Origin of the sequence: Streptomyces sp. NPDC000348 (assembly GCF_042898795.1) — a bacterium.
GTDB lineage: Bacteria > Actinomycetota > Actinomycetes > Streptomycetales > Streptomycetaceae > Streptomyces.
The window spans coordinates 171169-196492 of the sequence record NZ_JBIAZD010000011.1; the positions used below are offsets into that span (position 1 = coordinate 171169).

The following is a 25324-nucleotide window of genomic DNA, read 5'->3' on the forward strand; positions in this document are numbered from 1 at the left end:
CCCATGTCACGCGCGGGCCCGGTGAGGGCCTGTCGCGCCCGCGCGGCGGAGCCGCATACCGGCACAGCCCCGCGCCCCTTCGGTCGGACGGCTCACCCTTCTTGCACGACCAACGCCGTCGCCACCGCCATGAGGCCCTCTCCCCTGCCCGGGAAGCCCAGGCCGTCGGTCGTGGCGCCGGAGACCGAGACCGGGGCGCCGGCCGCCTCCGAGAGGAGTTCCTGGGCCTCGTCCCTGCGCCTGCCGATCTTCGGGCGGGGGCCGACCACCTGTACGGCGATGTTGCCGATGCGGAAGCCGGCCTCCCGGACGATGCGTGCGGCCTCCGTCAGCAGGGTGACGCCCGACGCGCCCGACCACTCGGGGCGGCCGGTGCCGAAGTGCTGCCCCAGGTCGCCGAGGCCGGCGGCGGAGAAGAGGGCGTTGCAGGCGGCGTGGGCGACGACGTCCGCGTCGGAGTGGCCGGCGAGGCCGGGGCCCTCGCCCTCCCACTTCAGGCCGGCGCACCACAGTTCGCGGCCGTCCTCGAAGGCGTGGATGTCGGTGCCGATGCCGACCCGGGGCAGGGGGTACGGCTCAGAAGCCATCGTTGAGCCTCCTGCGGGCCAGGACCGCCTCGGCGAGGACCAGGTCGAGGGGACGGGTGACCTTGAAGGCCTCCTCGTGCCCGGGGACGGTGACGACGGTGAGGCCGAGCCGCTCGACCATGCTCGCGTCGTCGGTGACGTCGTCCTTCACCGTCTCGTGCGCGCGCACCAGGGTGGCCCGGTCGAAGCCCTGCGGGGTCTGCACCGCCCGCAGCAGCGAGCGGTCCAACGTGGCGACCACGGGCTCCGGCTCGCCCGGGGCGGCGGGTCCGACCTGCTTGACGGTGTCGGCGAGCGGCAGCGCGGGCACGACGGCCGGCGCTCCGTCGCGCACCGCCTCGACGACGGCGTCGACGGTGTCCACGGGGACGAGCGGGCGGGCCGCGTCGTGCACCAGGACGATGTCGTAGCCGGGCGGCAGCGCGTCCAGACCGAGCTTCACGGACTCCTGGCGGCTCTCGCCGCCGGGGACCACGAGGAAGTCGGTGCGCTCGGGCAGCGCGTGCGCGTCGAGCAGCGACCTCACCTCGGGGGCGCCGTCGGGCGGGGCCACGACGACCACCAGGGAGACGGCGCGGGAGTCGGCCATCGCGTGGACGGCGTGGACGAGCATGGGCGTGCCGCCCAGCGCGCGGAGCGCCTTGGGGGCACCCGGACCGAGGCGTACACCGCGGCCGGCGGCCGGGATCACGGCCGCCGTACGGGTGGTCGTACGGCCGGACGCGGGGCTCGGCGAGGGCGGGGGGAGCGGATCGTCAGACATCGGTTCCTGTCAGGTTTGTGTGCTCGGCCCAGGTGGGTATGGCCTGGGCGTACCCCCTGCTCCCGGAGCGGGGGAGTACCGGGCGTGACGCCTTGACCAGCCCCTTCCGTGATTCTGGTCGAGCCGACCGCCCGGGCCCGGCACGCCGGGGGCGGGGACGTGAGTCATGACACATTCCCCGAGGGGACGCAAGTGCACCGCACACGCGCAAGTACACCGCACGCGCACCGCGGACAAGGCGGCCGGGTGCGAACATGCCGCAGCGCCCGGCGACGTCCATGACGTCATCGGGCACCGCGGCATTTCGATGTGCTGAGTGCTGAGAGCGAGCTGCCCGCCGGGACCGCGAGCGGCGACTCAGGAATCTCAGGAGGCGAGAACCTCGTCGAGCAGGGCCTCGGCCTTGTCCTCGTTGGTGTTCTCCGCGAGGGCGAGCTCGCTGACCAGGATCTGACGCGCCTTGGCGAGCATGCGCTTCTCACCGGCGGAGAGTCCGCGCTCGCGCTCACGACGCCACAGGTCACGCACGACTTCCGCGACCTTGATGACATCGCCCGAGGCGAGCTTCTCCAGGTTTGCCTTGTAACGACGGGACCAGTTCGTGGGCTCCTCGGCATACGGAGCGCGCAGCACCTCGAAGACCCGGTCCAGCCCGTCCTGACCGACCACATCACGCACGCCGACGAACTCCGCATTGTCCGCTGGCACACGTACCGTCAGGTCACCCTGGGCGACCTTCAGCACCAAGTAGGTCTTGTCCACGCCTTTGATCTGGCGAGTTTCGATAGCCTCGATCAGCGCGGCCCCGTGATGGGGATAGACCACGGTGTCGCCAACCTTGAACGTCATGTGACAGGTACCCCTTCCGTGGCTATCCAGGGTAACACGGATACGGCGTCTTCTGAATGGCGTTTTCGCAGGTCAGGGCCATTCTCGGGGCTTGACAACAGCGACGGGGACGTGCTGCGGACGTCTAGCGGAACCAGGTATTCGCAGGTGGGAGCGGCTCTCCGGCGCGAGCGAAACGCGTACGTTACACGCATCCGGAGCCCCGCACGAGCGGCTGAACATCCCCATATGTCCGGTTCCAAGTGCTCGACTTCCGCTACTCCGTTCGGTGAGCGGAGCCGGGTTCCGGTCGAATCCGAAATTGATCACGTGGCGCGGGGGCGAGCGGCCGGTGATCAATTCCGGAGCCCTCCGCTCATTCCTTCGCGAGAAATGCGCGATCCCTATGGGAATGGCGCGGGAGTATGGCGTGAAAGTGCTCCAAGTGACTGGTGAGTCACTTGGGACTCAAGAGGCGCCGGGTGCCCGCTCCCGACCGCCGGCGGAGCGGTGACGGGGGGGTTCCGGAAGCGTCTTCCCGGGCCAACGCGGGACGTCTCGGGAGGGTCGGGTGCGGCCGTGCGGGAACGGCTCGGTAACCTGAGGCCGCTGACAGAAACTTAGGGCGGCTTTACCCGGTCGCCAAACGCTCGAGTCAAGGAGTTGCCGCCGCCGTGAGCAGCAGCCTTCGACGCGGTGCTCTCGCCGCCGCCGCCATCGCGTTCTCGATCGCCTCGCTCTCCGCGTGCGCGGCCGGCCACAACGCCCAGACCCTGGACATCAAGCCGGACAACGCGTCGACGACCGTCGGCGACATCAAGGTCCAGAACGCCACGGTCATCACCCAGCCCGACCTGGAGTCGACGGGCCCGGCGGTCGTCTCCGCCACGCTGTTCAACGAGGGGCGCACCGACCAGACGCTGGAGTCGGTCACCGTCCCCGGCACCGGCAAGACCGCCGAGCTGACCCCCGCCGAGGGCGGCAGCCTCACCGTCCCGGCCGGCGGCTCGCTGGTCCTCGGCGGCGAGGGCAACGCGGCCGCCGTCCTGCCCAGCAGCCGTGAGGCCGTCCAGGACGGCAACGCCCAGAAGGTGACCTTCACCTTCAGCAAGACCGGTGACGTGAGCCTGCGCGCGCTGGTCTTCCCGGCCGAGCACTTCTTCAAGGAGTGGGGCCCGACCGAGGCCGCGGCCGTGCCGGGCGCCTCGGCGGAGCCGTCGACGGAGCCGTCGGCGGAGTCCTCCGACGAGCCGGCCGACGCCGCCACGGGCGAGGCCGGCACCCCGGAGGACACGGAGACCGGCACCTCGTCGGACACCCCGACCGACGCGTCCTCGGCAAGCCAGTCGACCGACCACTGAGCACACGCACACACCGAAGGGCGGGACCCCACAGGGGGTCCCGCCCTTCGTCGCGTCACCGCGGGCAATCGCACCGCGTCACCGCGGGCAGTCGTGCCTCCCCCAGTGCCTCAAGGGCCTGGGAGGTACCCCCAGGGCGGCACGGGTGGGCGATGGGGGTCCCCCCGCGCGAGCGAAGTCGAGCGTGGGGGAGGCACCCCGCAAACGCCGGGCTGCGCGAACCACCCCCGCCCAGCCCCAATCCCCGCACCGGCACCGGCACCGGCACCGGCACCGGCACCGAACACCCCCGCGCCACAGGCCTACGGCTCGAACTTGTACCCCAGCCCCCGAACCGTCACCAGATACCGCGGCGCCCCCGGATCCGGCTCGATCTTGGCGCGCAGCCGCTTCACGTGCACGTCGAGCGTCTTGGTGTCACCGACGTAGTCCGCACCCCACACCCGGTCGATGAGCTGCATCCGGGTCAGCACCCGCCCGGCGTTGCGCAGCAGCATCTCCAGCAGGTCGAACTCCTTCAGCGGCAGGTCGACCTTGGTGCCGCCCACGGTCACCACGTGCCGGTCGACGTCCATCCGCACCGGTCCGGCCTCCAGGGCCGCCGGAGCGACCTCCTCCGGCTCACCCCGCCGGCGCAGCACCGCGCGGATGCGGGCCACCAGCTCGCGCGAGGAGAACGGCTTGGTGACGTAGTCGTCGGCCCCTATCTCCAGGCCGACAACCTTGTCGATCTCACTGTCCTTGGCCGTCACCATGATGACGGGGACGTTGGAACGGCCGCGCAGCTGGCGGCACACCTCGGTGCCCGGCAGCCCGGGCAGCATCAGGTCGAGCAGCACGAGGTCGGCGCCGTTGCGCTCGAACTCGTCGAGTCCGTCGGGCCCGGTGGTCGCGACGGCGACCTCGAAGCCCTCCTTGCGGAGCATGTACGACAGGGCGTCGGAGAAGGACTCCTCGTCCTCGACGACGAGCACACGGGTCACGGAAGGACCTCCGGGGAGGGAAGCGTTTCGTACGCGGATGGATCGGAAGAGTGGGGGGATGGGTGGGACGTCCGTCCGGCCTCGTCGTCGAGGCCCTCGGTTTCGTCCCGGTGGGACATCTGATGGGCGCGGTCGCGGGCCGCACGGGCCTCCGGCAGCCGCAGGGTGAAGGTGGAGCCCTGGCCCTCGGCGCTCCACACCGTGACCTCGCCGCCGTGCGAGGCGGCCACGTGCTTCACGATCGCGAGGCCGAGCCCCGTACCGCCGGTGGCGCGGGAGCGGGCCGGGTCGACGCGGTAGAAGCGCTCGAAGATGCGCTCCTTGTCCTTGTCGGAGATGCCGATGCCCTGGTCGGTCACCGCTATCTCGATCAGGTCCCCGCCGGGCTGCGCGACCGTACGGGCCGCGATGCCCACGCGGGTGCGGGCGGGCGAGTAGTTGACCGCGTTCTCGACGAGGTTGCCGAGCGCGGCGGCGAGCTGGCCGCGGTTTCCCCACACGTGCAGGTCGGCGGTGCCGCCCGCGGCCATCGTGATCTCCTTGGTGCCCGCCGCGTGCCGGCAGCGGTCGATCGCCTCGGCGACCAGTTCGTCGACGCGGATGGGTTCGGCGTCCTCCAGCGGGTCGTCGTTCTGCACCCGGGAGAGGTCGATGAGCTCCTGCACCAGGTTCGTCAGCCGGGTCGCCTCGATCTGCATCCGTCCGGCGAACCGTTCCACCGCCTCGGGGTCGTCGGAGGCGTCCATCACGGCTTCGGAGAGCAGCGAGAGCGCCCCGACGGGGGTCTTCAGCTCGTGGCTGACGTTGGCGACGAAGTCGCGTCGCACCGCCTCGATGCGGCGGGCCTCGGTGAGGTCCTCGACGAGCAGCAGAACGAGCCGGGAGCCGAGCGGCGCCACCCGCGCGGACACCGCGAGGGCCTCGCCGCGTCCGGTCCCCCGGCGGGGCAGGTCCAGCTCGACCTGGCGTATCTCGCCGTCGCGCCGGGTGTCGCGGGCCATCTGCAGCATGGGCTCCACGGCGAGCTTGCCGCCGCGCACCAGCCCGAGGGCGTACGCGGCGGAGCTGGCCTTGACCACGCCGTCGGCCTCGTCGAGGACGACGGCGGACGAACGCAGCACGGACAGGACGGTGTCCACACCCGGCGGGAGCACCGGGTCCGTGTGCAGCGAGGTGCGCGTGGGGCGCCGCTGTTCGCGCTCACTGAAGCGGAACGCCAGCACGGCGATGACGCCGGTGAGCACTCCGGCGATCGCTGCCACTGCGGCGACCGCCGCGTTCACGTCCATGCGTCCAGGTTAGGCATGGCGCGGGCGGTGCCCACAGCCGTCGACGGGCGAGCTCGATCAGTCGTCGCCCAGAGTTCACCTTGGAGCCAGGGATGGTTCATTTGAGGGGCCGGAATCGGACGCGTACGGAACGGAACGTGGGAGCGTGGGGAGGAGACCAGGCCCCTGAAGCCCGGAACAGAGACGCACGAGAGGAACCCTGATGCGGGACGCGTACCACGAGGAACTTGATTCGATCGGCGACGGTCTGGTGGAGATGGCCCGGCTGGTCGGGTCGGCGATCGGACGCGCCACGACGGCCATCCTCGACGCCGATCTGAAGCTGGCGGAGAGCGTGATCGAGGCCGACCAGAAGGTCGACGAGCTCCAGCACGACCTGGAGGCCCGGGCGATCGCCCTGCTGGCCCGCCAGCAGCCGGTCGCCACCGACCTGCGCATAGTCGTCACCTCGCTGCGGATGTCGGCCGACCTGGAGCGCTCGGGCGACCTGGCCCAGCACGTGGCGAAGCTGGCCCGGCTGCGCTACCCGGAGCGCGCGGTCCCGCAGGACCTGCACGCCACCATCCTGGAGATGGGCCAGCTCGCCCAGCGCCTGATGGCGAAGGCGGCCGAGGTGATCATCACCAAGGACGTCGACCTGGCGCTCCAGCTGGAGCAGGACGACGACGCGATGGACCTCCTGCACCGCACCCTCTTCCAGCACCTGATCGACGAGCGCTGGAAGCACGGCATCGAGACGGCCGTCGACGTCACGCTGCTGGGCCGCTACTACGAGCGCTTCGCCGACCACGCGGTCTCGGTCGCCAAGCGGGTGGTGTACCTGGTCACCGGCGAGTACGCGGACGAGATCCAGGCGGACGTCCAGTCGGTTCCGGGGGCCGAGGGGGCCTGACGGCGGACGTGCGGGCGCGTGTGCGCGTGTCCGCGTGTCCGCCGGGCGCACACCGGGCCGGGGGCGTGCACGTCCCCGGCCGGGACTCGTCCGAGCCTCAATGCGCCGTTGATGCGCCCGGCGGGGCGGGCGTCCAATGGGGGCAGGTGTGCACAGGCGCCAGCCCTGAGGAGGGACCCATGGCCGAATCCCCGAGCACGACCCCCGACCCCGCGCGGGAGCGCGAGACCGAGCAGCCCGCCGAGATCAGAAACCTCACCCTGATCGCCGCCTGCGGCTGCGGCTCGGGCTGCGGCTGCGGCTGCCAGTCGGGCAGCCCCTGCCAGTGCGGCTGACGCCGTACGCACCCGGCCCGTACCGACCGAGGACCCCGGCGCCCGTCACGGGTACCGGGGTCCTCGGCGTCGCCCGTCAGGGAGCGCCGACCTCCGCGGCCCTCTCCACCACCACCGCCACCGTCTCCTCGCTCTCCTTCTCCTTCTCCTTCTCCGGCAGCCTCCGCATCAGCAGTCCGTACCCGAGGCCGGCCACCGTGCCGATGAGGGCGCACGTCCCCCACAGCCACGCGGCCCCGAACCGGTCGATGACGAATCCCGCCATCAGCGGGGCGACCAGCGCGGCCACGGCCCAGGACATGGTGTACATGCCCTGGTAGCGCCCGCGTCCGTGCACCGGGGAGAGCCGTACGACGAGGCCGGTCTGGGTCGGCGCGTTGACGATCTCGGCGAGGGTCCACACGCAGACGGTGAGGGCGAAGACGCCGACCGACCCGGCGAACGCGGTCAGGCCGAGGCCGTACCCGGCGAGCAGCGAGGAGATCACCAGCAGCCGTCCGGGGTCCCGGTGCTCGATGAACCGGGTGACCGGGATCTGCAGCACGACGATGAGGACACCGTTGACGGCGATGGCCATGCCGTAGTCGGCCGGCGTGAACCCGGCCTCGCCCATCGCGATGGGCAGCCCGACGGACGCCTGCTGGAAGATCAGCGCGATGAGGAAGGACAGTCCGACGACCCCCATGAAGCGCCCGTCCCGCAGCACGGTCCCCAGCCCCACGCCCTCCTCCCGCGCCTGGGCCTCCGCACTCCGCGCGGGCTTCGACTCGGGCAGCTTCAGGAAGACGACGACGGCGCACGCCAGGGTCATCAGGGCCTCGATCAGGAACCCGGCGAGATAGCTGTACCCGGCGATGAGACCGGCCGCCGCGGAGGAGATCGCGAAGCCGAGATTGATGGCCCAGTAGTTGAGCGAGAAGGCCCGGATACGGTCCTCCGGCCGCACGATGTCGGCCATCATCGCCTGCACGGCCGGCCGGGAGGCGTTGGAGGCCATGCCCACGAGGAAGGCGACGGCGGCGATGCCGACCGGGTCGCGCACGAACCCGAGGGCCGCCACGGACACGGCCGTGGAGACCTGCGCCACGAGCAGCGTGGGCCGCCGCCCGAGCCGGTCGGTCATCACCCCGGCGCCCAGGGACGAGATCACCCCGCCGAGCCCGTGCAGCGCGGCGACGAGACCGGCGTACGTGGCGGAGTAGCCGCGGTCCAGGGTCAGGTAGAGCGCCATGAAGGTGGCGACGAAGGCGCCGAGCCGGTTGACCAGAGTGCTGGTCCACAGCCACCAGAACGCCGGAGGCAGCCCGGAGACGGTCTCCTTGAGGGCACGTCTCGCACGGACGATGGACGACATGGCTGGAACCCCCGAGATGTAAGCAGCGAAGACAGTGGACACAACTTACGAAGGAACGCGCACGGGGAACCACTCGATTAACAGATCCCGTCAACCGTCCGCCAAGCGGGCGGGGCGCGCGGGCCCCGCGGGACGTCGATTACGCTCGGGCGCATGGCCGACGCACCGTACAAGCTGATCCTCCTCCGCCACGGCGAGAGCGAGTGGAACGAGAAGAACCTGTTCACCGGCTGGGTGGACGTCAACCTCACCCCGAAGGGCGAGAAGGAGGCGACGCGCGGCGGCGAGCTGCTCAAGGACGCCGGCCTGCTGCCCGACGTGCTCCACACCTCCCTCCAGAAGCGCGCGATCCGCACCGCGCAGCTCGCCCTGGAGGCCGCCGACCGCCTGTGGATCCCGGTGAACCGCAGCTGGCGCCTGAACGAGCGCCACTACGGCGCCCTGCAGGGCAAGGACAAGGCGCAGACCCTCGCGGAGTTCGGCGAGGAGCAGTTCATGCTGTGGCGCCGCTCCTACGACACCCCGCCGCCGGCGCTCTCCAACGACGCCGAGTACTCCCAGTTCTCCGACCCGCGCTACGCGACCCTCCCGCCGGAGCTGCGCCCGCAGACGGAGTGCCTGAAGGACGTCGTCGTCCGCATGCTCCCGTACTGGTTCGACGCGATCGTCCCCGACCTCCTGGCCAACCGCACGGTCCTGGTCGCCGCCCACGGCAACAGCCTGCGCGCCCTGGTCAAGCACCTCGACGGCATCTCGGACGCCGACATCGCGGGCCTGAACATCCCGACGGGCATCCCGCTGTACTACGAGCTCGACTCCGACTTCAAGCCGGTCACCCCCGGCGGCAAGTACCTCGACCCGGAGGCCGCGGCGGCGGCGATCGAGGCGGTCAAGAACCAGGGCAAGAAGAAGTAACCGCCCACGAACAAGCCCCCTGCCTGCGGTTTCTCCGCAGGCAGGGGGCTTTTCGCCGCCTCCGGGCCGTCTCCGGGCCGTCAGGGCGATGAGGTCGTGCGCTCTCCGGGCTCCGGCTCCTGTCTCCACTCCGCTCTGGCTCCGGCGCCCTGGAGCACAGCGACAGCGGACTGGGCCCTGTACGCAGGCAGACCCCCGAGGAGGGTGACGGGCGCTTGGCGCGTCAGGACCCGGCTGTGCCACAAGCTCTGCCCGGTCACCTTGCGCACCGCCAGGATCACGTCCATCTCGCGGGGCCCGCAGTCGACGAGCACCACCTCGTGGGACGGGTCGTCGCAGAGCAGCGTGCAGTACTCGGTGGACTCCTCGTCGGACATCTCGCCCTCCTGCGTCAGCGAACGGGAGCGTATGCGCCCCCGAAGACGGCAGCCACGGCTTTTCGGGTGCGCCGACGGCTGCCCGGCATGAGGTGGGCGTACATCGCAGCTTCCCAAGCTGAGAGCGCGAGTTCGGTTCTCGTCACCCGCTCCATGATCAAGGCCCAAGTCGGAGACCTGGGCCTTGATGGTTGACGAGTGCTTTGGCGAGCGTCTCAGGCGACGGTGTACTCCGCGTCCCCGAAGTCTGCGACTACGCGCAGTCGACCGCCGAGCGCTTCCACGTAGGCCCGGAGGGTCGCGACCTCCGCGCGATCCAGCTCACCGTGCTCGATCGCGGAGACCCGAGGTGCTGAGACCCCCATCGACGCGGCCACTTGGCGCTGAGTCAGCGCCTGTTCACGTCTGACCTCCGCAAGCTTGTGAGCACGCACTTCGGCGGTCAACCGGTCCATCGCCGCTTGCTTCTCCTGAGCCGACCGCATCGGCAACCCAGCGGCCGCACGCCGCTCACGCGCCTTGCGCTTGGTTTCCTCCCAGCTCACGGTGCTCATTCGTACTCCCCGGTTTCAAGATCGGCCAGATGTGTCCGGTACCGCTCCTCAGCAAGCGGAATGTTGATGTCGTACCAACGCTGCCCGTTCCCGGCCTTGTCACCAGCCACCAGCGATACTGCCCGGCGCACCGGATCGAAGGCGAAGCCCTGCGAACCGCGATGTGGTCGTATCGGAGAGCCACCGCTGCCGCGGACACCGCCTCCGAAAGCGCCCGCTGAGCGAAAGCCTGGGCCGTCCAAGGCCGCTCGACAGTGGTCAATGACGACCAACGTCGACCACCAGGTGAACGGACCTACCACTCGCGCCACCCCCGTGCGTGGTCACCGCGAGCCTTCCGGTGCCGCGTGGGTCCGCGACCTGATCCGTGGTGCCGGCAGGATCGCCACCGGCGACGGCCTCGCGGGGCGCGGCCCCCGCCGTCGGCCGGGGCGCGTTCCGGAGGGTCCCCCTTGGCAGCGTGGTGCGGCCGACGAGCGAACGGGACCTTGTGTAGCCTTCCGTTCATCCCGCCAGGGTTTGGACGCAACCAGGTGTCATCCAGAGTTAGTTGAGTGAGTCGTGAGCCGACGGAGCGCCCGTCCGGCCCGGTGCCGTGCACGGATGACCGGCCGGCGGCACCGGCGAGCACCGACGACATCGCACCGTCCGCCCCACCTTCGACAAGGAGCAGTGCCCATGCCGCGTCAGCATGAACCCCGGGCCGGTGAGACGACGTCTTCCCTGGCCGTCCGCCGCGCGGTCGCCGTACCCGTGCCGGGCGAGGATCCCGGCGCGGACCTGAGACCGCGCACGCCGGAGTCCGCCCCTGCTCCCGACTCCGCCGCCGATCCGGACGCCTCGGTGTCGACGGTGTCGTCCTCCGAGCCCGCTCCCGGGCGGCGCACCCGATGGGGCTTCCGGTCCACCACCGAGGAACCGGCGGCAGCCGAGCAGGAGGAGGAACGGCAGGAGAAAGAGCGGCAGCCGGAGGAACAGCGGCAGCAGGCGGCGGAGCCCAGCGGAGCGGGAGCCGGGGTGGTGGCCGGTGCGGTGGCCGGTGCGGTCGCGGCCGGGAACGGTGACGGCGGGAAGGCGGACACGGACGCCGACGGGACGGGGCCGGGACGTCTGCGCGGGCCCATGGTGGCCGCGGCCGCCCTCGTGGGGGCGGTGCTGATCTGCGTACCGCTGCTGATACTCGGACTGAACCGTGAGGACGAGCGCACGGTCGAGACGGCTCCCGCCGGCGGAACGACGCTCGACCCCGGTACGTCCGACGGCATCCCGGCCGCCGACTACCGGGCCGATTCCCCGTCGCCCTCGGCGTCGCCGAGCGGATCCGAGTCCGCGTCCGGCTCACCGGCCGAGTCCGATTCCGGGGCCGAGCCCAAGTCCGAGCCCAAGTCCGAGCCCAAGTCCAAGTCCAAGTCCAAGTCTGCGCCGTCCCGTTCGGCCGAGGTGAAGGAGGCCGAGGCACCGAAGAGGAGCGCGGCGACCACCGTCCGGCGACTGGCCGCGGAGGATCCGGGCGGACGGCACATCTGCTACCGGGTCCATGTGGCGGGCCGGGGCTGGAGCGACGCGGTGTGCGACGGCGGGACAGCGGGCACGGCGGGCTCGGGGGCACCGATCACGGCCGTCAACATCGCCGTGTCCGGAACCAGGGGCACGTCCGGCGGCGCCTTCGTCCACGACCCCGCGTCGACCAACGGCGAGGGACACTTCCCCGAGCCGTGGTCGAACGCCGTCGACGGCATCGACAACTACGTCGGCAGCACCGGAAAGAACGCCCCGCACATGCTGGGGTTCACCATCAACGTCGACGGTGGCGCCGGCGCCGTCTGCCAGTCCTCCTACGTCCACGACGACGCCTGGCTCGGCCTGGCGTGCGACGAGCCCGGGACCGGGTACGACTTCACCTACGCCGGCACCCACGACAACGACTCGTGGATCGAGGCGGTCCGGCTCACGGTGTGACCTGGGCCGTCCGCGGAGGGCTCGGCAAAGGGCTGGCGAGCGCGTGCCGTTCGGCCCGTTGACACGGGAGCGCGACAACGGGGCATTCGGGACAGTGAACCTCTTTCATCCTGAATAGTTGCAGATCGGCAGTGCGTGAACGGCTTGGACGATGCCGTGGGCACGGGCCGCGGTCAGGTCATGGGTTCTGCCCGGCGTCGCGCGGGAGAACCAGAGTGGTGTGCCGTCGGGACGAGCGATGACCTGCACGTTCATGCCGTGCTTGCGGTGCTTGCGGTGCTTCATCGAGTGGTGCGGCTCGTCCGCGCGGATCCGGTCGGTGGGAATCAGGGTGCCGTCGACGTCCTACGGAAGACCGTCAGCAGCACGATCCGTTGCCCTGGCGCGAGCCAGTACGGGATGCGTACGGCTTCGCCGTCCAACTCGAAGCGGAGCCCACGCAGCTTGCCGCCCAAGTGCCGCGAGCACGTCCGATTCGTTCAAGAGGACAGGGAGGGTGGCCCGCTACCGTCACCGCCATGAGCGACGACGGCAAGGAATCACGTCACATCAGCGTCCGTATCGACCGCCCCGTCGACGACGTCCACACCTATGCGTCGGATCCGGCCAACCTGCCCGCGTGGGCTCATGGCCTGGGGGAATCCATCGAGAGGGTCGGCGATCAGTGGGTCGCGGAATCCACCCTCATGGGACGGGTCACGGTCACCTTCGCACCACACAACGAGCTGGGCGTACTCGACCACCACGTCACGCTGCCCACCGGGGAAAGCGTCTACAACCCGGTCCGCGTGATCGCCTGCGGCACGGGGAGCGAGGTGGTGTTCACCCTGCGCCGGCAGCGGGACGCGAGCGACGCCGACTTCGAGCGCGACGCCGGCATGGTCGCCGCCGACCTGGCCCGGCTCAAGGAGCTGCTGGAATCCGCCTGAGCGCACCGGGGCGCGATCCGGGACCTCTCGGCCCGTACGTCGCCAGGGGACGGCGGGCCCTCGGCGACATCGCTGCCACGAGGGTTCCGGAGATCGTCGGTGGTTCGGACCGGTCACGAGGACTCCGCCGGCTCCGTGGGGTGGTGCGGGCCGGGTGGGTCTCAGTAAAGGATGACCCTCCACCGTTCGACCCACAGCATCCGGCCGCTGTCCGTGTCGCGCACCTGGACCCGGTCGTCCTCCACCTGCCGGACGGTGCCGTAGAGCGTGGCGTCCGGGAGGTCCACCCTGACGGTGTCGTACACGTCCAGGTCGTCCTCCACCGGGCGGAACCACGTGCGCCCGCAGCGGCCGCAGCGGTAGCCGACGACATCCCGTCCTCGGACGGAGGAAGGGGTGCCGGTACGGACCCCCTCGACGCGGCACCTGGGGCATGGATCGGCGGTGTGTGCGCCTGTCGAGCGGGACATCGTCCGATCCTGCGGCAGGGCGGCGGAGCACGGCAACTGCCGAGGGACGACAGCGGCGGCTCGACCGCCCTGCGCGCGGACGATCCACGGTCCGCGCGCAGGGCTCGGGAGTGCCGTACGGGCTTCAGGGAGCCGCGGGCGCGGCCGGCCCGCCCGGCGCTCAGAGGTCGGGGAGTCCCGCCAGGGCGGACATCTGGATGATCTTCGTCGGGTCCGCGACGCCGGAATAGGCGCGGACCTCGTCCACCGTGCCCGCGAAGTACTCCCCCCGGATCGCCGAACGGCCCACCTGGAGACCGCCCGAGGCCGTCCACGACGTCGTGTCCACGGCGGTGGACGTGGTGGAGAGCTGCCCGTCCACGTAGAAGCGGAGCTCCTGGGCGGGGGCGTCGAAGACGACGGCCAGGTGCTCGCCCACGTCGTTGGGGTCGTCGTTGGGCAGGGTCTGCTCCTCGGCGATGACCACCTGCGGAGCGTTCGCCTCGTCCTCGGTGGACACCACGACCTCCCACTTCCCGCTCCCCGCCCCGTACCGGATCGCGAGGCGGTCGGTGTGCGAGCCCGGGAGCGAGAGGACGGTCTGCGTCCTGTCGTCGGTTGCGGCCAGGCGGGCGCGGACGGCGAGGGTGAAGCTCCCGTCCCCGCCGACCGGTGCCGCAGACGTCGCCGCCCAGTCGCCGTCGCCGTCGAGCCGGAGATCGCCCTGACCGACCAGGGTGGGATCTCCGAAGATGTCCTCGTTCTGGTAGATCCGGGCATCGCCGTTCAGGGTCAGCGGCAGGCCCCCGGGCTCCACGTTGGGTGCGACCCCGCCGGGCGCCGCGTCCAGCGGCCAGTAGCCCTTCCGGCTCAGCGACGTCTCCACGGACTGGGCACCGTGTCCTTCGTCCGCTGCGTGGGCGGCAGCAGGGAGCCCACCGAGTGCGAACGAGAGCGCGACGGCGCCCGCCACCACGAAGGCGGCGCGATATCTGTCGTGCATGTCCCCCCCCCTTTTCAGAAACTGGTCAAGATTCCGAAGTGATCGTCCCGGCCTGCTCCTTGATGCGCAAGGAGTTTCGACTGTCCGGGTCTCGCACCGGGCCACCGCCCGGCCCGGATATTCGCTTGCGTCCCGAGGTCACCGCTCAGCATCGTGAGTCCGGTGAGCGATGCGACGGAGCGATGGAGCCGGGCCGTTGTCCAGCCCGACATGTGGGTGGATCCCGACGACGATCCCCGCGACGGTGACGGGACCGCTCCGGGTGATGAGCTGGCGACGCTGCGGGAGTACCTGCGGCACTACCGGCTGACCCTGGAGATGAAGTGCGAGGGGCTGGATCCGGAGCAGCTGGCGCGCCGGTCGGTGCCGCCGTCGACCATGTCCCTGCTGGGCCTGGTCCGGCATCTCGCGGAGGTGGAGCGGGACTGGCGGGGCTGGATCCGGCCCGGCGGCCCGGAACCGAGGCTGTACGGAGCGCGCGACGCCGACTTCGACGGTGCCGTCGCGGATCAGACGGTGGTCGACGGCGCCTTCGCCGATCTCGCCCGCGAACAGGCGGCCACCGACGCGGTGCTGGCCGAGTACCCGGACCCGGGCGCGCGGGTGGTCCAGGACGGCAGCTCCGTCCGCGAGCTGTGGGTCCACCGCGTCGAGGAGTACGCCCGCCACTGCGGCCACGCCGACCTGCTGCGCGAATGCGTCGACGGGCGGGTGGGGCAGTAGCCCGTGCGAGCGGTGCCCCGCCGATCCCCTCCCCCTGCTACTCGCCCTGCTGTCGCCGCACCATTTCGGCGATCCGGACCGGTGTGTACGGGGAAGGCGCGGCGGCCCCCGTGTCAGTTCCCTGAGCGGTCCGGCCGCCGCCCCTGAGGAACGAGGGCCGGCCCCTCACGGCCTCCCGGAGCCGGGCCGCGCCGAGGCCGAGATCGAACCCGATGTACGGGGCTGGCTCGCCGCCTTCGACGGCGCCCCCGTCACCCAGCCGTCCCTGTTCGTCGGCGGCACCCTGGACGCCCCCACGACCTGGCTGGCCGACGCGATCGAGGCGTACCCGGTGACGCTGCCGGGCCTGGTCTCCTCGCACCTGCTCGACGGCTGCGGCCACTGGATCCAGCGGGAACGCCCCGACGAGGTCAACCGTCTCCTCACCGAGTGGCTGGCGGTCCTGACCGTGTCGTGACGGCTTCGCGCCCCACGGTTGGCGGACGGTTCACCTCCGCCGGGTATCCCCTTGCTCGAATCCACTTGCCGCACAGTCGAGTTGACACGGGGGATGCTATGAGGAGACCGCGCAGGACCGTACTCACGGCGTCGGCGCTGCTGAGCGCGCTGCTGCTCGCGGGCTGCGCCAAGCCCGACCGGAGCGAGATCGTCACGTGGACCGATGAACACGGCCGGGCCTGTACGGGCGTGGCGGTGGTCGACTCCGAGGACGACGACCGCGAGGTGACCAGCATCGACTGCGACTACCCGCCGGAGGGTAAGCAGCCGGGCCGCGCGACCTCCGCCCCGCTGCCCGACTGAGGCGCTCACGGCGCGGCGGCGGCGGTCAGGCGCGGGTACCGGTCCGGTCGGTCCGTACGGGTACGTCCACGGGCCGCGGGCGTCGTACGCGGCTTCTCATCCCGGCTGACACGGGACTTCCGCCCACACCGTCTTGCCCACGGGATCCCGCGGCTCCCAACCCCAACGTGCGGCCAGGACGTCCACCAGGAACAGGCCGCGGCCCGACTCCCCCTCGGGGCATGACGAGGGCGGGACCACGGGCGGCCGCCGCTTGCCGGACGCGGCGTCGGCGACCTCGACCCGGACCAGCCCGGACGACTCGTCGTACGCGAGCCCGAGGCGGAAGTCCCGCCCCGGTACGCGGCCGTGCCGAACGGCGTTCGCGGCGAGTTCGCCGACGACCAGGGCGACCGCGCAGGACACGTCCGACTCCGGCGGGTGCCCCCACTCCTCCATCCACCGCACGGCCAGATGCCGCGCGAGCCGGGCGCCCCGGGGTGTCGAGGCGAACCGCTCCTCGCGCGTGGTGGTGGTCGTCGTCGTTCCTGGGAGCACAGCGGGCCGTCCTTGCCTGTCGTCTCGCGTCGTACGCGAATCATCACGTTCCGTGCTCAAGGGTGGCCGGAGCGTCCTACGCTCGGAAGGTGACACAGCCTTACCTTTCGGTTCGTAAAGGACGGAAGTGACCCTTTGGCCAACGGAATTGATCCCGGTACGTCCATGGCCGCGCTGTTCGGCACGCGGGTGCGCAGGCTCCGTACGGCGGCCGGACTGACCCAGGCGGAACTCGGCGCGCGGGTCCACGTGGTGGGCACGCGGATCACCCAGATCGAGCGGGCCTCGGGAGCGAAACCGACGCTGGAACTGGCGCGGGCGCTGGACGCGGCCCTCGGTGCGGACGATCTGCTCGTAGAGCTGTGGCCGTACGTGTACCGGGAGACGTTCCCGGACTGGTCGCGGAAGTTCATGGCGTACTCGGAGCGCGCGGTGTCCGTTCGGGAGTACACCGCCCACGTCGTCTCCGGCCTCCTCCAGACCGAGGAGTACGCACGAGCAGTGTTGAGTCTGGATGTGCTGCTAGACGGTCAAGAGCAACTGGAGGAGCGCGTCACCGCCCGCATGGCACGCCAGACCCGACTCGGCTCGCCCGGCCGACCGGAGCTGTGCGTGATCCTCGACGAGTCGGTGCTGAAGCGACCGATCGGCGGACGCGCCGTGATGCGGGCGCAGTTGGATCGACTGATCGAGGCAGCGGCGGAGCGCCACATCACCGTGCAGGTGCTGCCGTTCGATCACGGTGGGCATGAAGCGATGGGAGGTTCACTGACGCTTCTCACACTTCCTGACGGCACGGAGGTCGCCTACACCGAAGGCTCGGACTACGGACAGCTCATCGAGGAACCGGACGGCGTCAACCGCTACAAAGCGATTTACGATCGGCTCAGGGCAGCAGCCCTGCCCCCGTTCATGTCCCTCGACATGATCCGGTCCGCGATGGAGGGCAACTACCGTGGTGCGAAACTTCCGTCCCGATCCGAACGGCGTCGTTTGGCGCAAGAGCAGCTACAGCAATCAAGCGGGCGGCAACTGCGTGGAAGTGGCGGACGGATTCCCCGACGCCGTCCCCGTCCGTGACAGCAAGGCCCCGCAGGGGCCCGCACTCTGCTTCGGAGGCCGCGCCTGGACCGCGTTCATAGGCGAGTTGAAGGCTGCCGGCCGGCACCGGATCTGAGTCGGCCGGGCACCGGTCGCGCTGCGTCGTCCCGGCCCGCCGGTTCCTCGTCCGCGAGGGTCCGGTGGGCCGCTGGCCTCCCCAAAGAACCGGGAGAAAGAACTACCCGCCCGCCCACCCTCCCCGCGAGAACGCCCGCGTCACCCGTGCGAGTGACCGGCTTGCAGTCGCGGAACGCGGGCGGCTACGTTCGCGGCAACCACCACAAACGAATACGGCCCCCGCCCAGGATTCGCCGTCCCGGACGAGGACCTGACCGATCAGGAAGAACCAACCTTCCCAATGGCTGACCCGCAGTCTAACGCGCCCCTGCGCGCCGACGCCGGAGCTCCGACCTCCGGCGTGATCCACGTCCGCACCCGGCTCACCGCCGACTTCACCGTGATCTCCAACGCCCTCGCCCAGCGGCGCGGCAGCGCGGTCACCGTCGGCGTCGCGGTCTACATCCTTTCCCTGCCCACCGGCACCCCCGTCTCCATCGCCGCCCTGTGCGGCGGGCTGAGCCGGTGGCCGGGGGTGCGGTGCGCCCCCAGAGGGGAGGCTGGGTGTGCGACGATGCGAAACCCGGCGTCAAGAGGAGGTGGGGCATGGTCGACAGGTTCACGGACGGCCTTCTGACGCCCGCGGAGACAGCCTCCTACCTCGAGATCCCGCAGTCGACTCTCACCTCGTGGCTGAGGGGTCAGGCCGCCGGAGCACCGCTGGTCCATCAGGTGGAGCCGGTACGGAAGGGGCAGCCCTCCGTGCCTTTCATCGCGGTGGCCGAGGCACATGTTCTGCGGTCGCTGCGCTCTCTCGGGCTCCGCATGAGCGAGATCAGGGAGGCAGCCGCTGCCGTGCGGGACGCCTTCGACACTCCGTACGGCCTGGTCTCGAAGAGGGTCGCCACGGACGGCGTGGACATCTTCATCGAGCACGGGTGGGGGGACCTCCGCAGAGCCCGGGACGGCCAAGTCCCCATCCAGGAAGTGGTCTCCGACTACCTCCGCTACCTCAACTGGGAGCCGGGCGACGACTTCCCCTCCAGCCTGCGGTTGAGGCAGTACCCGGACTCCGTTCCCGTCGTGATCGACCCCAGGTTCGGGCACGGCCTGCCGGTGGTCGCCGCCAACCGGGTCACCGTCAAGGCCATCAGCGACCTGTGGGAGGCCGGGGAGAGCGTCGAGGACATCGCGTACGACTACGACATGACGCCCGAGCAAGTGGACGAACTGTGCCGGGCAGTGGTGCACCTTGCCGCCTGAGTTCTTCCTCGACCGCAATGAGGTGTGAGCAGTGAGTCGTACCGTGCTCGATCTGGACGATGAGCTCGTGGCGGACGTGGCCAAGGCACTCGGCACGGGCACCAAGGAGGACACGGTGAACGCCGCGCTGCGTGAGGTGCTGGAGCACCGGCGCCGCGCACAGGCACTCACCCGCCTGCCTTCGACGTCGAGGACGTGAGCGCCGTGACACCCGCCTCCTGGACCTCCAGGAGGCTGACCACACGCTGGGTCTGGGCCGCAATCCGCAGAAGGCCGTCGGCGGGGGCCACATCGACCCGGCCCGCGGCCATGACTGGTTCGCCGGCCTCTCCGAGGGGCCCTTCTACGCCTCGTTCACGCTGATCAGCGTGGTCTGCTCGCGCTGACACGCGGCCGCCGCGGGATTCGCGGCGGCCGCCGGACTGCTACGTGTCCACGCGTCCCTACGCCCGGCCCTCCATCTCGGCGTCGGCGACCGCGATCGTGATGCCGAGGGCCTTGGCGATGTTCGCCGCCGCCGTCATGACGCGGGCCGTTCCCACGATGGGCGCGATCGCGACCAGGACGTCCTGCACCTTCTCGGCGGTCACACCGGACTGGACGGCGGGGTCGATGTGCGCGATGTAGGAGATCGGTGGGGCGTCCGACGCGGCGAGGACCGCGATGCGGGTGAGCATGAACGTCTCCTGGTCCAGCCCGCACCGCTCGAGCGAGTCGACCGTCATCGCGGCGAGGGTGTCCAGTACCGGGGTCTCGGATGCTGTGGCCATGGGCCGTCTTCTCCTGTCAGTGGCGGAAGGGGAATCGGCGGACACCGGGATGCGGGGGCTTGACGCCGTCCGTGCGAGGGCGGCGCCCTCCGCTCGACCGGAAGTCCACCTCGACGGTACGTCCGTTCCGCATTGATCGCCCCCCGAGGTGATGACGCTCCGTGTCCACGTCCCCGCGCCGGGTCAGGTGGCGCCGTCGACGTGTCAGGGGTGCATCCGCGCGCCCTTCAGGACCTTGTCCACCGCGTTCCTCGGGCCGTGGACCGACAGGCCGACCAGGTCGAGGTCCGCCGTGCCCACCGCGCGGACCGCCGCGCGGTTGGCCTCGTCGTGGCCCGTGGCGAACAGGTCGGAGGTGAAGACCGCACGCGGGAGGGCGCGGGAGAGGGCGCGCGCGTGGGCCGCCTTCAGCACCTCCTTCGTGCCCTGGAAGACCAGGACCGGCTGACGGAACATCGGCAGGTACGGCACGTCGTCCGCGTCCTCGTAGGGTGCGCCGATCAGCTCCGGGAGCCGTGTGCCCAGGCCGCTGACCAGGAACGCGGTGACGTTGAGGCGCTGCCAGGGCTCCAGGTCCTCGCGCAGCAGTACGGCGATCTTCGTGTCGAAGCGAGTGCTCATGCCCCGAGACTGCCGATCGGGTCCGGTCCGCGTCTTGTACGTTCTTTGCATGGCAGCAGACCGCCCCGAGCGGGCCGTTTCCGCCTGGCGGCCCCGCGTTCCGGGCGTCGTCGAGGTGTTCCACGCCCGCTTCACCGAGTACGCCTACCCGATGCACGTCCACGACTCCTGGACGCTGCTCATCGTCGACGACGGCGCCGTGCGGTACGACCTCGACCGGCACGAGCACGGCACGCCGCACGACACGGTGACACTGCTGCCTCCGCACGTCCCCCACAACGGGGCCCCCGTCACCCCCGACGGCTTCCGCAAGCGGGTGCTGTACCTCGACGGCCACCATCTCGCCGACGGTCTCATCGGGGCCGCCGTCGACCGGCCCGACCTGCGTGATCCCCTGCTGCGGCGGCGCGTCGGACAGGTGCACTCCGCGCTCGTGCGGCCCGGGGACGAGCTGGAGGCCGAGAGCAGGCTGACGCTGGTCGGGGAGCGGCTGCGGGAGCATCTGCGGTCCCGGGACGTCCCCGGCGCGGGCGCGCCCCGGCGGGACCCCGGACTCGCGCGGCGGCTGCGGGAGTTGCTCGACGAGCGGGTGGTGGAGGGCGTCGGCCTGGCGGAGGCCGGCGGGGTGCTGTCCGCCCATCCCGCGCACCTCGTACGGGCGTTCAGCGGGGCCTACGGCATCGCGCCGCACCAGTACCTGATGTCCCGCCGGGTCGGCCGCGCCCGGCGGCTGCTCCTGGAGGGACGCTCGCCGGGCGAGGTCGCCGTCGCCACCGGCTTCTACGACCAGGCGCACCTCACCCGGCACTTCCGCAGGCTGGTCGGGGTCACGCCGGGCCGTTACCGCGCGGAGGGCCGGTGACACCCGTGGAGGCGGGCCACCGGTCCTGCGGGAGTCACTTCACGTCGACGTAGTCGCCCGCCGCCGTCGCCCCGCCCGTCGTGGACGTCTCGCCGAACGTCCAGCGCCAGTAGCCGTCGGTGGTGGCCGTCGCCGTGGTCCTCAGGGAGCCCGTGGAGTTCGCCCGCACGGTCTTGACGGTCGTGTAGGTGCTCGTGCCCGCCTTGCGGAACTGGAGCTTGGCCAGCTTGTCGCCGTAGCCGACGTACGCCTCCTTCCCCCAGTCGGCGCGGGTCAGCTTGCCCGTCACGGTGAGCGTCCCGTTCTTGGCGACCGGCTCCGGCGAGGCGTTGACGGTGGCCCGCGCCGCGCGCTTGACCTGGACCGTACCGAGGCCGGTCAGGTTCTCCTCGGCCTTGAGCTCGGTCTCCGAGCCCGGGGCCCAGAGACGGACGTTGACCGCGATCTTCCAGGTGGTGGCGTCCTTGGTGGAGTCCAGGGTCCAGCGGGGGTCGATGTAGAGATCGCCCTCGACGTTCGCCGAGCCGGGGGTGTCGTCGTAGTAGATGACGTGGCCCGTGCGGATGCCGCTCTCCGCGCCCTCGGCGGCCGTGGTGTCGTGGTACAGGTACGGGAACGCGGTGATGTCGCCGGACGAGTAGCCCGCGGGCCAGGTCATGCGGAAGCCGACGCTGGGGTACTTCTCCTCGGAGACGCCCACGACGATGGGCTTGCCGTTGTTCACGACCACGTTCGACACCGTGACGCCGGTGTCGGCCGCCTGTGCGGGCGTCGCGGTGCACACCCCGAGGACGAGCGCTCCGGTGAGCGCGGCCATGAGGGTGGATCTGCCTGTGCGCATGCACGTCCTCTTCATGCACGGGACCCCTGAGACCGGGGTCCGGATCGCGGCAGGTTAACAGCCCGCACCCGCACGCCCGTTCGGCGCCCCTGCCGTGACCTGCGCGGTCGTCACCCGTCCGAGGGGCGCCGCAGCAGGTGGGTGAACGCGTCCAGGTTGCGGGTGGACTCGCCGCGCGACACCCGCCAGTCGTACTCCTTGCGGATCGCCGAGGCGAACCCGAGTTCCAGGAGGGTGTTGAAGCTGCCGTCGGCGGCCTGGAGGACCTGGCCGAGGAGGCGGTCGAGTTCCTCCGCGGTGACCGCGGAGAGGGGGAGGCGGCCGGTGACGTAGACGTCGCCGAGCGGGTCGACGGCGTAACTCACGCCGAAGAGCTTGAGGTTGCGTTCCAGGAGCCAGCGGTGGACGGCTCCCTCGTTCTCGTCGGGGTGGCGGATGACGAAGGCGTTCAGGGAGAGCGTGTGCCGGCCGGCGATCAGGGACACGGTCGTGGAGAGCTTGCGGGTGCCGGGGAGCTTCACCACGTAACTGCCGGGCGCGGGGTTCTCCCACTCCAGGTCGGCGTCCCCCAGCACGCCCTCGATGACCTTTATCGCCTCCGCCGTCTTGTCGTCAGCCATGGTGGGAGCGTACGCGACGGCGGTGGGCCTGGGTCGCGGCCGTGTAGACGTCGGCCGTGGCCGCGGCGGCGGTGTCCCAGCCGAAGGCCTGGGCGTGCCGGGCGGCGGCCTCGCCCATGCGGTCGGCGAGGTGCGGGTGGTCGGCGAAGTCGCACAGCACGCGCGCGTAGGCGTCGGGGTCGTGGCCCTGGACGAGGAAGCCGGTGTGCCCGTCCCGCACGGCCACCGGGAGGCCGCCGACCGCGGCGGCGAGCACCGGGGTGCCGGCGGCCTGCGCCTCTATGGCGACCAGTCCGAAGGACTCGCTGTAGGACGGCATGACGAGCACGGACGCCGCGCGGAACCAGTCCGCGAGCTGCTCCTGGCCGACGGGCGGGCGGAACTGCACGACGTCCGCGATGCCGAGCCGCGCGGCGAGCTTCTGCAGCCCCTCCGGCTTGGCGAGGCCGCTGCCGCTGGGGCCGCCGACCACGGGGACGCAGATGCGTGAGCGCAGCTCGGGACGCTCGCCGAGCAGGGCGGCCACCGCGCGCAGGAGCACGTCGGGCGCCTTGAGGGGCTGGATGCGGCCCGCGAAGAGCGGGATCAGGGCGTCGCCCGGCAGGCCGAGGCGGGCCCGCGCGGCGGCGCGGCCGTCGGCCGGGCGGAAGCGGGTCAGGTTCACGCCGGGGTGGACGACGGCGACCTTGCCGGGGTCGGCCGCGTAGTGCCGTACGAGTTCGCCGGCCTCCTCGGCGGTGTTGGCGATCAGCCGGTCGGCGGCGGCGACGATCTGGGTCTCGCCGATGACGCGCGCGGCGGGCTCGGGCGTGTCGCCGTCGGCCAGGTTGGCGTTCTTGACCTTGGCCATGGTGTGCATGGCGTGCACCAGGGGCACGCCCCAGCGCTGGGCGGCGAGCCAGCCGACGTGGCCGGAGAGCCAGTAGTGGGAGTGGACCAGGTCGTAGTGGCCGGGGCGGTGGCGGGCCCAGGCTTGCATCACGCCGTGGGTGAAGGCGCACAGCTGGGCCGGGAGGTCCTCCTTGGCGAGGCCCTCGTAGGGGCCCGCGTCGACGTGCCGGACGAGGACGCCGGGGGCGAGTTCGACGGTGGGCGGGAGGGCGGCGGTGGTCGCGCGCGTGAAGATCTCGACCTCGATGTTGATCGCGGCGAGGCGTTGCGCGAGCTCCACGATGTAGACGTTCATGCCGCCCGCGTCGCCGGTGCCCGGCTGGTGGAGCGGGGAGGTGTGCACGGAGAGCATCGCCACCCGGCGGGGCCTGCGGTGCAGCCGCAGCCGCGGGGACGCGGCGGGGGAGCGCCGCCCGAGCCTCGCGATGTACTGGCTCACGTGGCGTTCCTCCTCGCTGCGGGCATGGCTGTCGGAGGGGGTGGGGCCCTCGGCGACGTCAACGTCGGAAAACCGCTTCCTCATTTCCGGACGACGTCCCCGGTTCGGGTTTTTACCGAGTCATTACCGAAGCTCGTTCAACCGTTCGAGAGCGGGCCGCGTCACTCCCGTCGGCGCCGTCTCCGGGTACCCGCATACTCGTCCGTATGACAGCCCGCGCCCTCCCCCGCTCCCGGCTGCGCCCGAGCGGGGGGACCCCCGTCATCGGCACGGTGACGCGCGGCACGACCAACCCCAACCGGCTGCGCCGCATGGACCGCTGGATCGCGGCCGTGCACGGCGCGGAACTGCGCCGCGCGGCCGACCCCGTCGCCGTCGACCTCGGCTACGGCGCGGCCCCCTGGACGGCGGTCGAACTGCTGCACCGGCTGCGCGCCGCGGCGCCCCGCACCCGCGTGACGGGCGTCGAGATCGAACCGGCCCGGGTCGCGGCCGCACGGCCGTACGAGCGCGAGGGACTGGTCTTCCTCCGCGGCGGCTTCGAGGTCCCGGTGACCGGGCGGCCGGTGCTGGTCCGCGCGGCGAACGTGCTGCGCCAGTACGACGAGGCCGAGGTCGGCGCCGTGTGGCGGCGGCTGTGCGCGCGGCTCGCCCCCGCCGACCCGGCGACGGGTTCGCGCGGCGGGCTGCTGGTCGAGGGGACCTGCGACGAGATCGGGCGCCGGCACGTGTGGGTCGCCCTCGGGCCGGAAGGGCCGCGCACGGTCACTTTCGCGACCCGGCTGGGTTCCCTGGAGCGCCCCTCCGACCTGGCGGAACGCCTGCCGAAGGCGCTCATCCACCGCAATGTGCCGGGCGAACCGGTGCACGCCTTCCTGCGCGACTTCGACCGCGCCTGGGCCGCCGCCGCGCCCTACGCCTCGTACGGCGCGCGGCAGCGCTGGATCCGGGCGGTGCGGGACCTCACGGCCGACTGGCCCGTGGCGGACGGGCCCGGGCGGTGGCGGCAGGGGGAAGTGACGGTGCGCTGGGAGGCGTTGGCGCCCCGGGGGTGACCCCGCGGCGGCGCGGAGCGGCAGCGGCCCCGGTGAGTCGTTCGTCACACGGGCGGGACGATCGCCGCGCCGGGGGATGACGGGCGGGAGGAGACGGGAAGCACGCCCTCTGTCGTTTCGCGTGTCGGCATGGCAGCATCCCCTGGGCGACCGTATGTTACTGAC

30 protein-coding genes and 4 pseudogenes are annotated in these 25324 nt (G+C 71.4%); 16 read left to right on the forward strand and 18 right to left on the reverse strand.

The features are described 5' to 3' along the window. Window positions 1-92: 92 nt before the first annotated feature. From ispF to ACFY3N_RS22575, 3 genes are all read right to left on the reverse strand, one after another. Window positions 93-587, reverse strand: a complete 495-nt coding sequence (gene ispF / locus ACFY3N_RS22565) for a 2-C-methyl-D-erythritol 2,4-cyclodiphosphate synthase (RefSeq protein ID WP_390818493.1) — start codon at window positions 585-587, stop codon at window positions 93-95. Beyond that, window positions 577-1350 (reverse strand): 2-C-methyl-D-erythritol 4-phosphate cytidylyltransferase, encoded by a 774-nt coding sequence (ispD, locus tag ACFY3N_RS22570; RefSeq protein ID WP_390818494.1) that lies wholly within the window; start codon window positions 1348-1350, stop codon window positions 577-579. The genes ispF and ispD overlap by 11 nt, the downstream gene beginning before the upstream one ends. Window positions 1351-1716: 366 nt before the next feature. Then, window positions 1717-2199 (reverse strand): CarD family transcriptional regulator, encoded by a 483-nt coding sequence (locus ACFY3N_RS22575; RefSeq protein ID WP_003953493.1) that lies wholly within the window; start codon window positions 2197-2199, stop codon window positions 1717-1719. Between the two features lie 653 nt (window positions 2200-2852). Between ACFY3N_RS22575 and ACFY3N_RS22580 the strand changes: the two genes are divergently transcribed. Next, window positions 2853-3539 (forward strand): DUF461 domain-containing protein, encoded by a 687-nt coding sequence (locus ACFY3N_RS22580; protein WP_390818495.1) that lies wholly within the window; start codon window positions 2853-2855, stop codon window positions 3537-3539. A gap of 302 nt (window positions 3540-3841) precedes the next feature. Here ACFY3N_RS22580 and ACFY3N_RS22585 read toward each other — a convergent pair whose 3' ends face one another. Then, window positions 3842-4522 carry a response regulator transcription factor gene (locus tag ACFY3N_RS22585; RefSeq protein WP_030829297.1) on the reverse strand — a complete coding sequence of 227 codons (681 nt, stop codon included), beginning with the start codon at window positions 4520-4522 and terminating at the stop codon, window positions 3842-3844. Further along, window positions 4519-5811: a sensor histidine kinase gene (locus tag ACFY3N_RS22590; protein ID WP_390818496.1), complete on the reverse strand. Its 1293-nt coding sequence runs from the start codon at window positions 5809-5811 to the stop codon at window positions 4519-4521. The genes ACFY3N_RS22585 and ACFY3N_RS22590 overlap by 4 nt, the downstream gene beginning before the upstream one ends. 202 nt (window positions 5812-6013) lie before the next feature. On the opposite strand from ACFY3N_RS22590, the gene phoU reads away from it, so the two are divergent. Together phoU and ACFY3N_RS22600 are read left to right on the forward strand one after the other, a co-directional pair. After that, on the forward strand, window positions 6014-6703 hold the full coding sequence (phoU, locus tag ACFY3N_RS22595) for a phosphate signaling complex protein PhoU (protein ID WP_390818497.1): 690 nt from the start codon (window positions 6014-6016) through the stop codon (window positions 6701-6703). Between the two features lie 179 nt (window positions 6704-6882). Continuing rightward, the gene (locus tag ACFY3N_RS22600; RefSeq protein ID WP_199822113.1) at window positions 6883-7038 is read left to right on the forward strand and encodes a hypothetical protein; all 156 of its coding nucleotides are present in this window, start codon (window positions 6883-6885) and stop codon (window positions 7036-7038) included. A gap of 76 nt (window positions 7039-7114) precedes the next feature. Here the strand turns inward: ACFY3N_RS22600 and ACFY3N_RS22605 are convergent, their stop codons facing one another. Then, a complete protein-coding gene (locus ACFY3N_RS22605; protein ID WP_390818498.1) occupies window positions 7115-8392 on the reverse strand; it encodes an MDR family MFS transporter in 1278 nt (425 codons plus the stop codon). Window positions 8393-8545: 153 nt separating this feature from the next. On the opposite strand from ACFY3N_RS22605, the gene ACFY3N_RS22610 reads away from it, so the two are divergent. After that, the gene (locus ACFY3N_RS22610) at window positions 8546-9307 is read left to right on the forward strand and encodes a phosphoglyceromutase (protein WP_344559489.1); all 762 of its coding nucleotides are present in this window, start codon (window positions 8546-8548) and stop codon (window positions 9305-9307) included. Between the two features lie 80 nt (window positions 9308-9387). Here ACFY3N_RS22610 and ACFY3N_RS22615 read toward each other — a convergent pair whose 3' ends face one another. Together ACFY3N_RS22615 and ACFY3N_RS22620 are read right to left on the reverse strand one after the other, a co-directional pair. After that, window positions 9388-9684, reverse strand: a complete 297-nt coding sequence (locus ACFY3N_RS22615) for a ribosomal protein L7/L12 (protein WP_390818499.1) — start codon at window positions 9682-9684, stop codon at window positions 9388-9390. A gap of 215 nt (window positions 9685-9899) precedes the next feature. Further along, entirely contained in the window at window positions 9900-10238 is a 339-nt protein-coding gene (locus tag ACFY3N_RS22620; protein WP_390818500.1) for an XRE family transcriptional regulator, read from the reverse strand. 678 nt (window positions 10239-10916) lie between these two features. Between ACFY3N_RS22620 and ACFY3N_RS22625 the strand changes: the two genes are divergently transcribed. Continuing rightward, window positions 10917-12197, forward strand: coding sequence for a hypothetical protein (locus tag ACFY3N_RS22625; protein ID WP_390818501.1), 1281 nt, complete (start codon window positions 10917-10919; stop codon window positions 12195-12197). Window positions 12198-12338: 141 nt separating this feature from the next. On the opposite strand, the pseudogene ACFY3N_RS22630 reads toward ACFY3N_RS22625, so the two are convergent. Both ACFY3N_RS22630 and ACFY3N_RS22635 read right to left on the reverse strand, forming a co-directional pair. Then, window positions 12339-12539: pseudogene (locus ACFY3N_RS22630) on the reverse strand (transposase family protein); the annotation flags it as partial. Next, window positions 12539-12661, reverse strand: a pseudogene (locus ACFY3N_RS22635) (type II toxin-antitoxin system RelE/ParE family toxin); the annotation flags it as partial. The pseudogenes ACFY3N_RS22630 and ACFY3N_RS22635, both read right to left, overlap by 1 nt. A gap of 54 nt (window positions 12662-12715) precedes the next feature. Here ACFY3N_RS22635 and ACFY3N_RS22640 point away from each other — a divergent pair. Further along, window positions 12716-13126 (forward strand): SRPBCC family protein, encoded by a 411-nt coding sequence (locus ACFY3N_RS22640; protein WP_390818502.1) that lies wholly within the window; start codon window positions 12716-12718, stop codon window positions 13124-13126. Between the two features lie 161 nt (window positions 13127-13287). Here ACFY3N_RS22640 and ACFY3N_RS22645 read toward each other — a convergent pair whose 3' ends face one another. Both ACFY3N_RS22645 and ACFY3N_RS22650 read right to left on the reverse strand, forming a co-directional pair. Further along, entirely contained in the window at window positions 13288-13449 is a 162-nt protein-coding gene (locus tag ACFY3N_RS22645; protein ID WP_390818503.1) for a hypothetical protein, read from the reverse strand. A gap of 307 nt (window positions 13450-13756) precedes the next feature. After that, window positions 13757-14578: a LamG domain-containing protein gene (locus ACFY3N_RS22650; protein WP_390818504.1), complete on the reverse strand. Its 822-nt coding sequence runs from the start codon at window positions 14576-14578 to the stop codon at window positions 13757-13759. A 210-nt stretch (window positions 14579-14788) separates the two neighbouring features. Here ACFY3N_RS22650 and ACFY3N_RS22655 point away from each other — a divergent pair, with 210 nt between their 5' ends. The 3 genes and pseudogenes from ACFY3N_RS22655 to ACFY3N_RS22665 all read left to right on the forward strand — a co-directional run bounded on the left by ACFY3N_RS22655 (window position 14789) and on the right by ACFY3N_RS22665 (window position 16102). Further along, window positions 14789-15301, forward strand: coding sequence for a DinB family protein (locus tag ACFY3N_RS22655; RefSeq protein WP_390818590.1), 513 nt, complete (start codon window positions 14789-14791; stop codon window positions 15299-15301). A gap of 97 nt (window positions 15302-15398) precedes the next feature. Beyond that, window positions 15399-15758: pseudogene (locus ACFY3N_RS22660) on the forward strand (alpha/beta fold hydrolase); the annotation flags it as partial. A gap of 98 nt (window positions 15759-15856) precedes the next feature. Further along, window positions 15857-16102: a hypothetical protein gene (locus tag ACFY3N_RS22665; RefSeq protein ID WP_390818505.1), complete on the forward strand. Its 246-nt coding sequence runs from the start codon at window positions 15857-15859 to the stop codon at window positions 16100-16102. Window positions 16103-16198: 96 nt separating this feature from the next. Here the strand turns inward: ACFY3N_RS22665 and ACFY3N_RS22670 are convergent, their stop codons facing one another. Beyond that, a complete protein-coding gene (locus ACFY3N_RS22670) occupies window positions 16199-16639 on the reverse strand; it encodes an ATP-binding protein (protein WP_390818506.1) in 441 nt (146 codons plus the stop codon). Between the two features lie 165 nt (window positions 16640-16804). Between ACFY3N_RS22670 and ACFY3N_RS22675 the strand changes: the two genes are divergently transcribed. The 5 genes and pseudogenes from ACFY3N_RS22675 to ACFY3N_RS22695 all read left to right on the forward strand — a co-directional run bounded on the left by ACFY3N_RS22675 (window position 16805) and on the right by ACFY3N_RS22695 (window position 19259). Then, the gene (locus tag ACFY3N_RS22675; RefSeq protein ID WP_390818507.1) at window positions 16805-17719 is read left to right on the forward strand and encodes a Scr1 family TA system antitoxin-like transcriptional regulator; all 915 of its coding nucleotides are present in this window, start codon (window positions 16805-16807) and stop codon (window positions 17717-17719) included. Continuing rightward, window positions 17682-17816, forward strand: a complete 135-nt coding sequence (locus ACFY3N_RS22680) for a DUF397 domain-containing protein (protein WP_390818508.1) — start codon at window positions 17682-17684, stop codon at window positions 17814-17816. Before ACFY3N_RS22675 ends, ACFY3N_RS22680 begins: the two co-directional genes overlap by 38 nt. Window positions 17817-18098: 282 nt before the next feature. Beyond that, window positions 18099-18308, forward strand: a pseudogene (locus tag ACFY3N_RS22685) (hypothetical protein); the annotation flags it as partial. A 95-nt stretch (window positions 18309-18403) separates the two neighbouring features. Further along, window positions 18404-19060, forward strand: a complete 657-nt coding sequence (locus ACFY3N_RS22690; RefSeq protein ID WP_390818509.1) for a DUF433 domain-containing protein — start codon at window positions 18404-18406, stop codon at window positions 19058-19060. Between the two features lie 31 nt (window positions 19061-19091). Continuing rightward, a complete protein-coding gene (locus ACFY3N_RS22695; RefSeq protein ID WP_390818510.1) occupies window positions 19092-19259 on the forward strand; it encodes a type II toxin-antitoxin system VapB family antitoxin in 168 nt (55 codons plus the stop codon). Between the two features lie 244 nt (window positions 19260-19503). Here the strand turns inward: ACFY3N_RS22695 and ACFY3N_RS22700 are convergent, their stop codons facing one another. Together ACFY3N_RS22700 and ACFY3N_RS22705 are read right to left on the reverse strand one after the other, a co-directional pair. Then, complete coding sequence (locus tag ACFY3N_RS22700) at window positions 19504-19830, reverse strand: carboxymuconolactone decarboxylase family protein (protein ID WP_390818511.1); 327 nt, start codon at window positions 19828-19830, stop codon at window positions 19504-19506. Between the two features lie 204 nt (window positions 19831-20034). Further along, complete coding sequence (locus ACFY3N_RS22705) at window positions 20035-20502, reverse strand: DUF2000 family protein (protein ID WP_390818512.1); 468 nt, start codon at window positions 20500-20502, stop codon at window positions 20035-20037. Here ACFY3N_RS22705 and ACFY3N_RS22710 point away from each other — a divergent pair. Then, window positions 20501-21313, forward strand: a complete 813-nt coding sequence (locus ACFY3N_RS22710) for an AraC family transcriptional regulator (RefSeq protein WP_390818513.1) — start codon at window positions 20501-20503, stop codon at window positions 21311-21313. The genes ACFY3N_RS22705 and ACFY3N_RS22710 overlap by 2 nt on opposite strands. A 34-nt stretch (window positions 21314-21347) precedes the next feature. On the opposite strand, the gene ACFY3N_RS22715 is transcribed toward ACFY3N_RS22710, so the two are convergent. From ACFY3N_RS22715 to mshA, 3 genes are all read right to left on the reverse strand, one after another. After that, window positions 21348-22154 (reverse strand): hypothetical protein, encoded by an 807-nt coding sequence (locus ACFY3N_RS22715; RefSeq protein ID WP_390818514.1) that lies wholly within the window; start codon window positions 22152-22154, stop codon window positions 21348-21350. Between the two features lie 110 nt (window positions 22155-22264). Continuing rightward, the gene (locus ACFY3N_RS22720) at window positions 22265-22774 is read right to left on the reverse strand and encodes a YbjN domain-containing protein (RefSeq protein WP_390818515.1); all 510 of its coding nucleotides are present in this window, start codon (window positions 22772-22774) and stop codon (window positions 22265-22267) included. After that, entirely contained in the window at window positions 22767-24104 is a 1338-nt protein-coding gene (mshA, locus tag ACFY3N_RS22725) for a D-inositol-3-phosphate glycosyltransferase (protein ID WP_390818516.1), read from the reverse strand. Before mshA ends, ACFY3N_RS22720 begins: the two co-directional genes overlap by 8 nt. A gap of 206 nt (window positions 24105-24310) precedes the next feature. Between mshA and ACFY3N_RS22730 the strand changes: the two genes are divergently transcribed. Continuing rightward, a complete protein-coding gene (locus tag ACFY3N_RS22730) occupies window positions 24311-25159 on the forward strand; it encodes a class I SAM-dependent methyltransferase (protein WP_390818517.1) in 849 nt (282 codons plus the stop codon). Window positions 25160-25324: the final 165 nt, after the last annotated feature.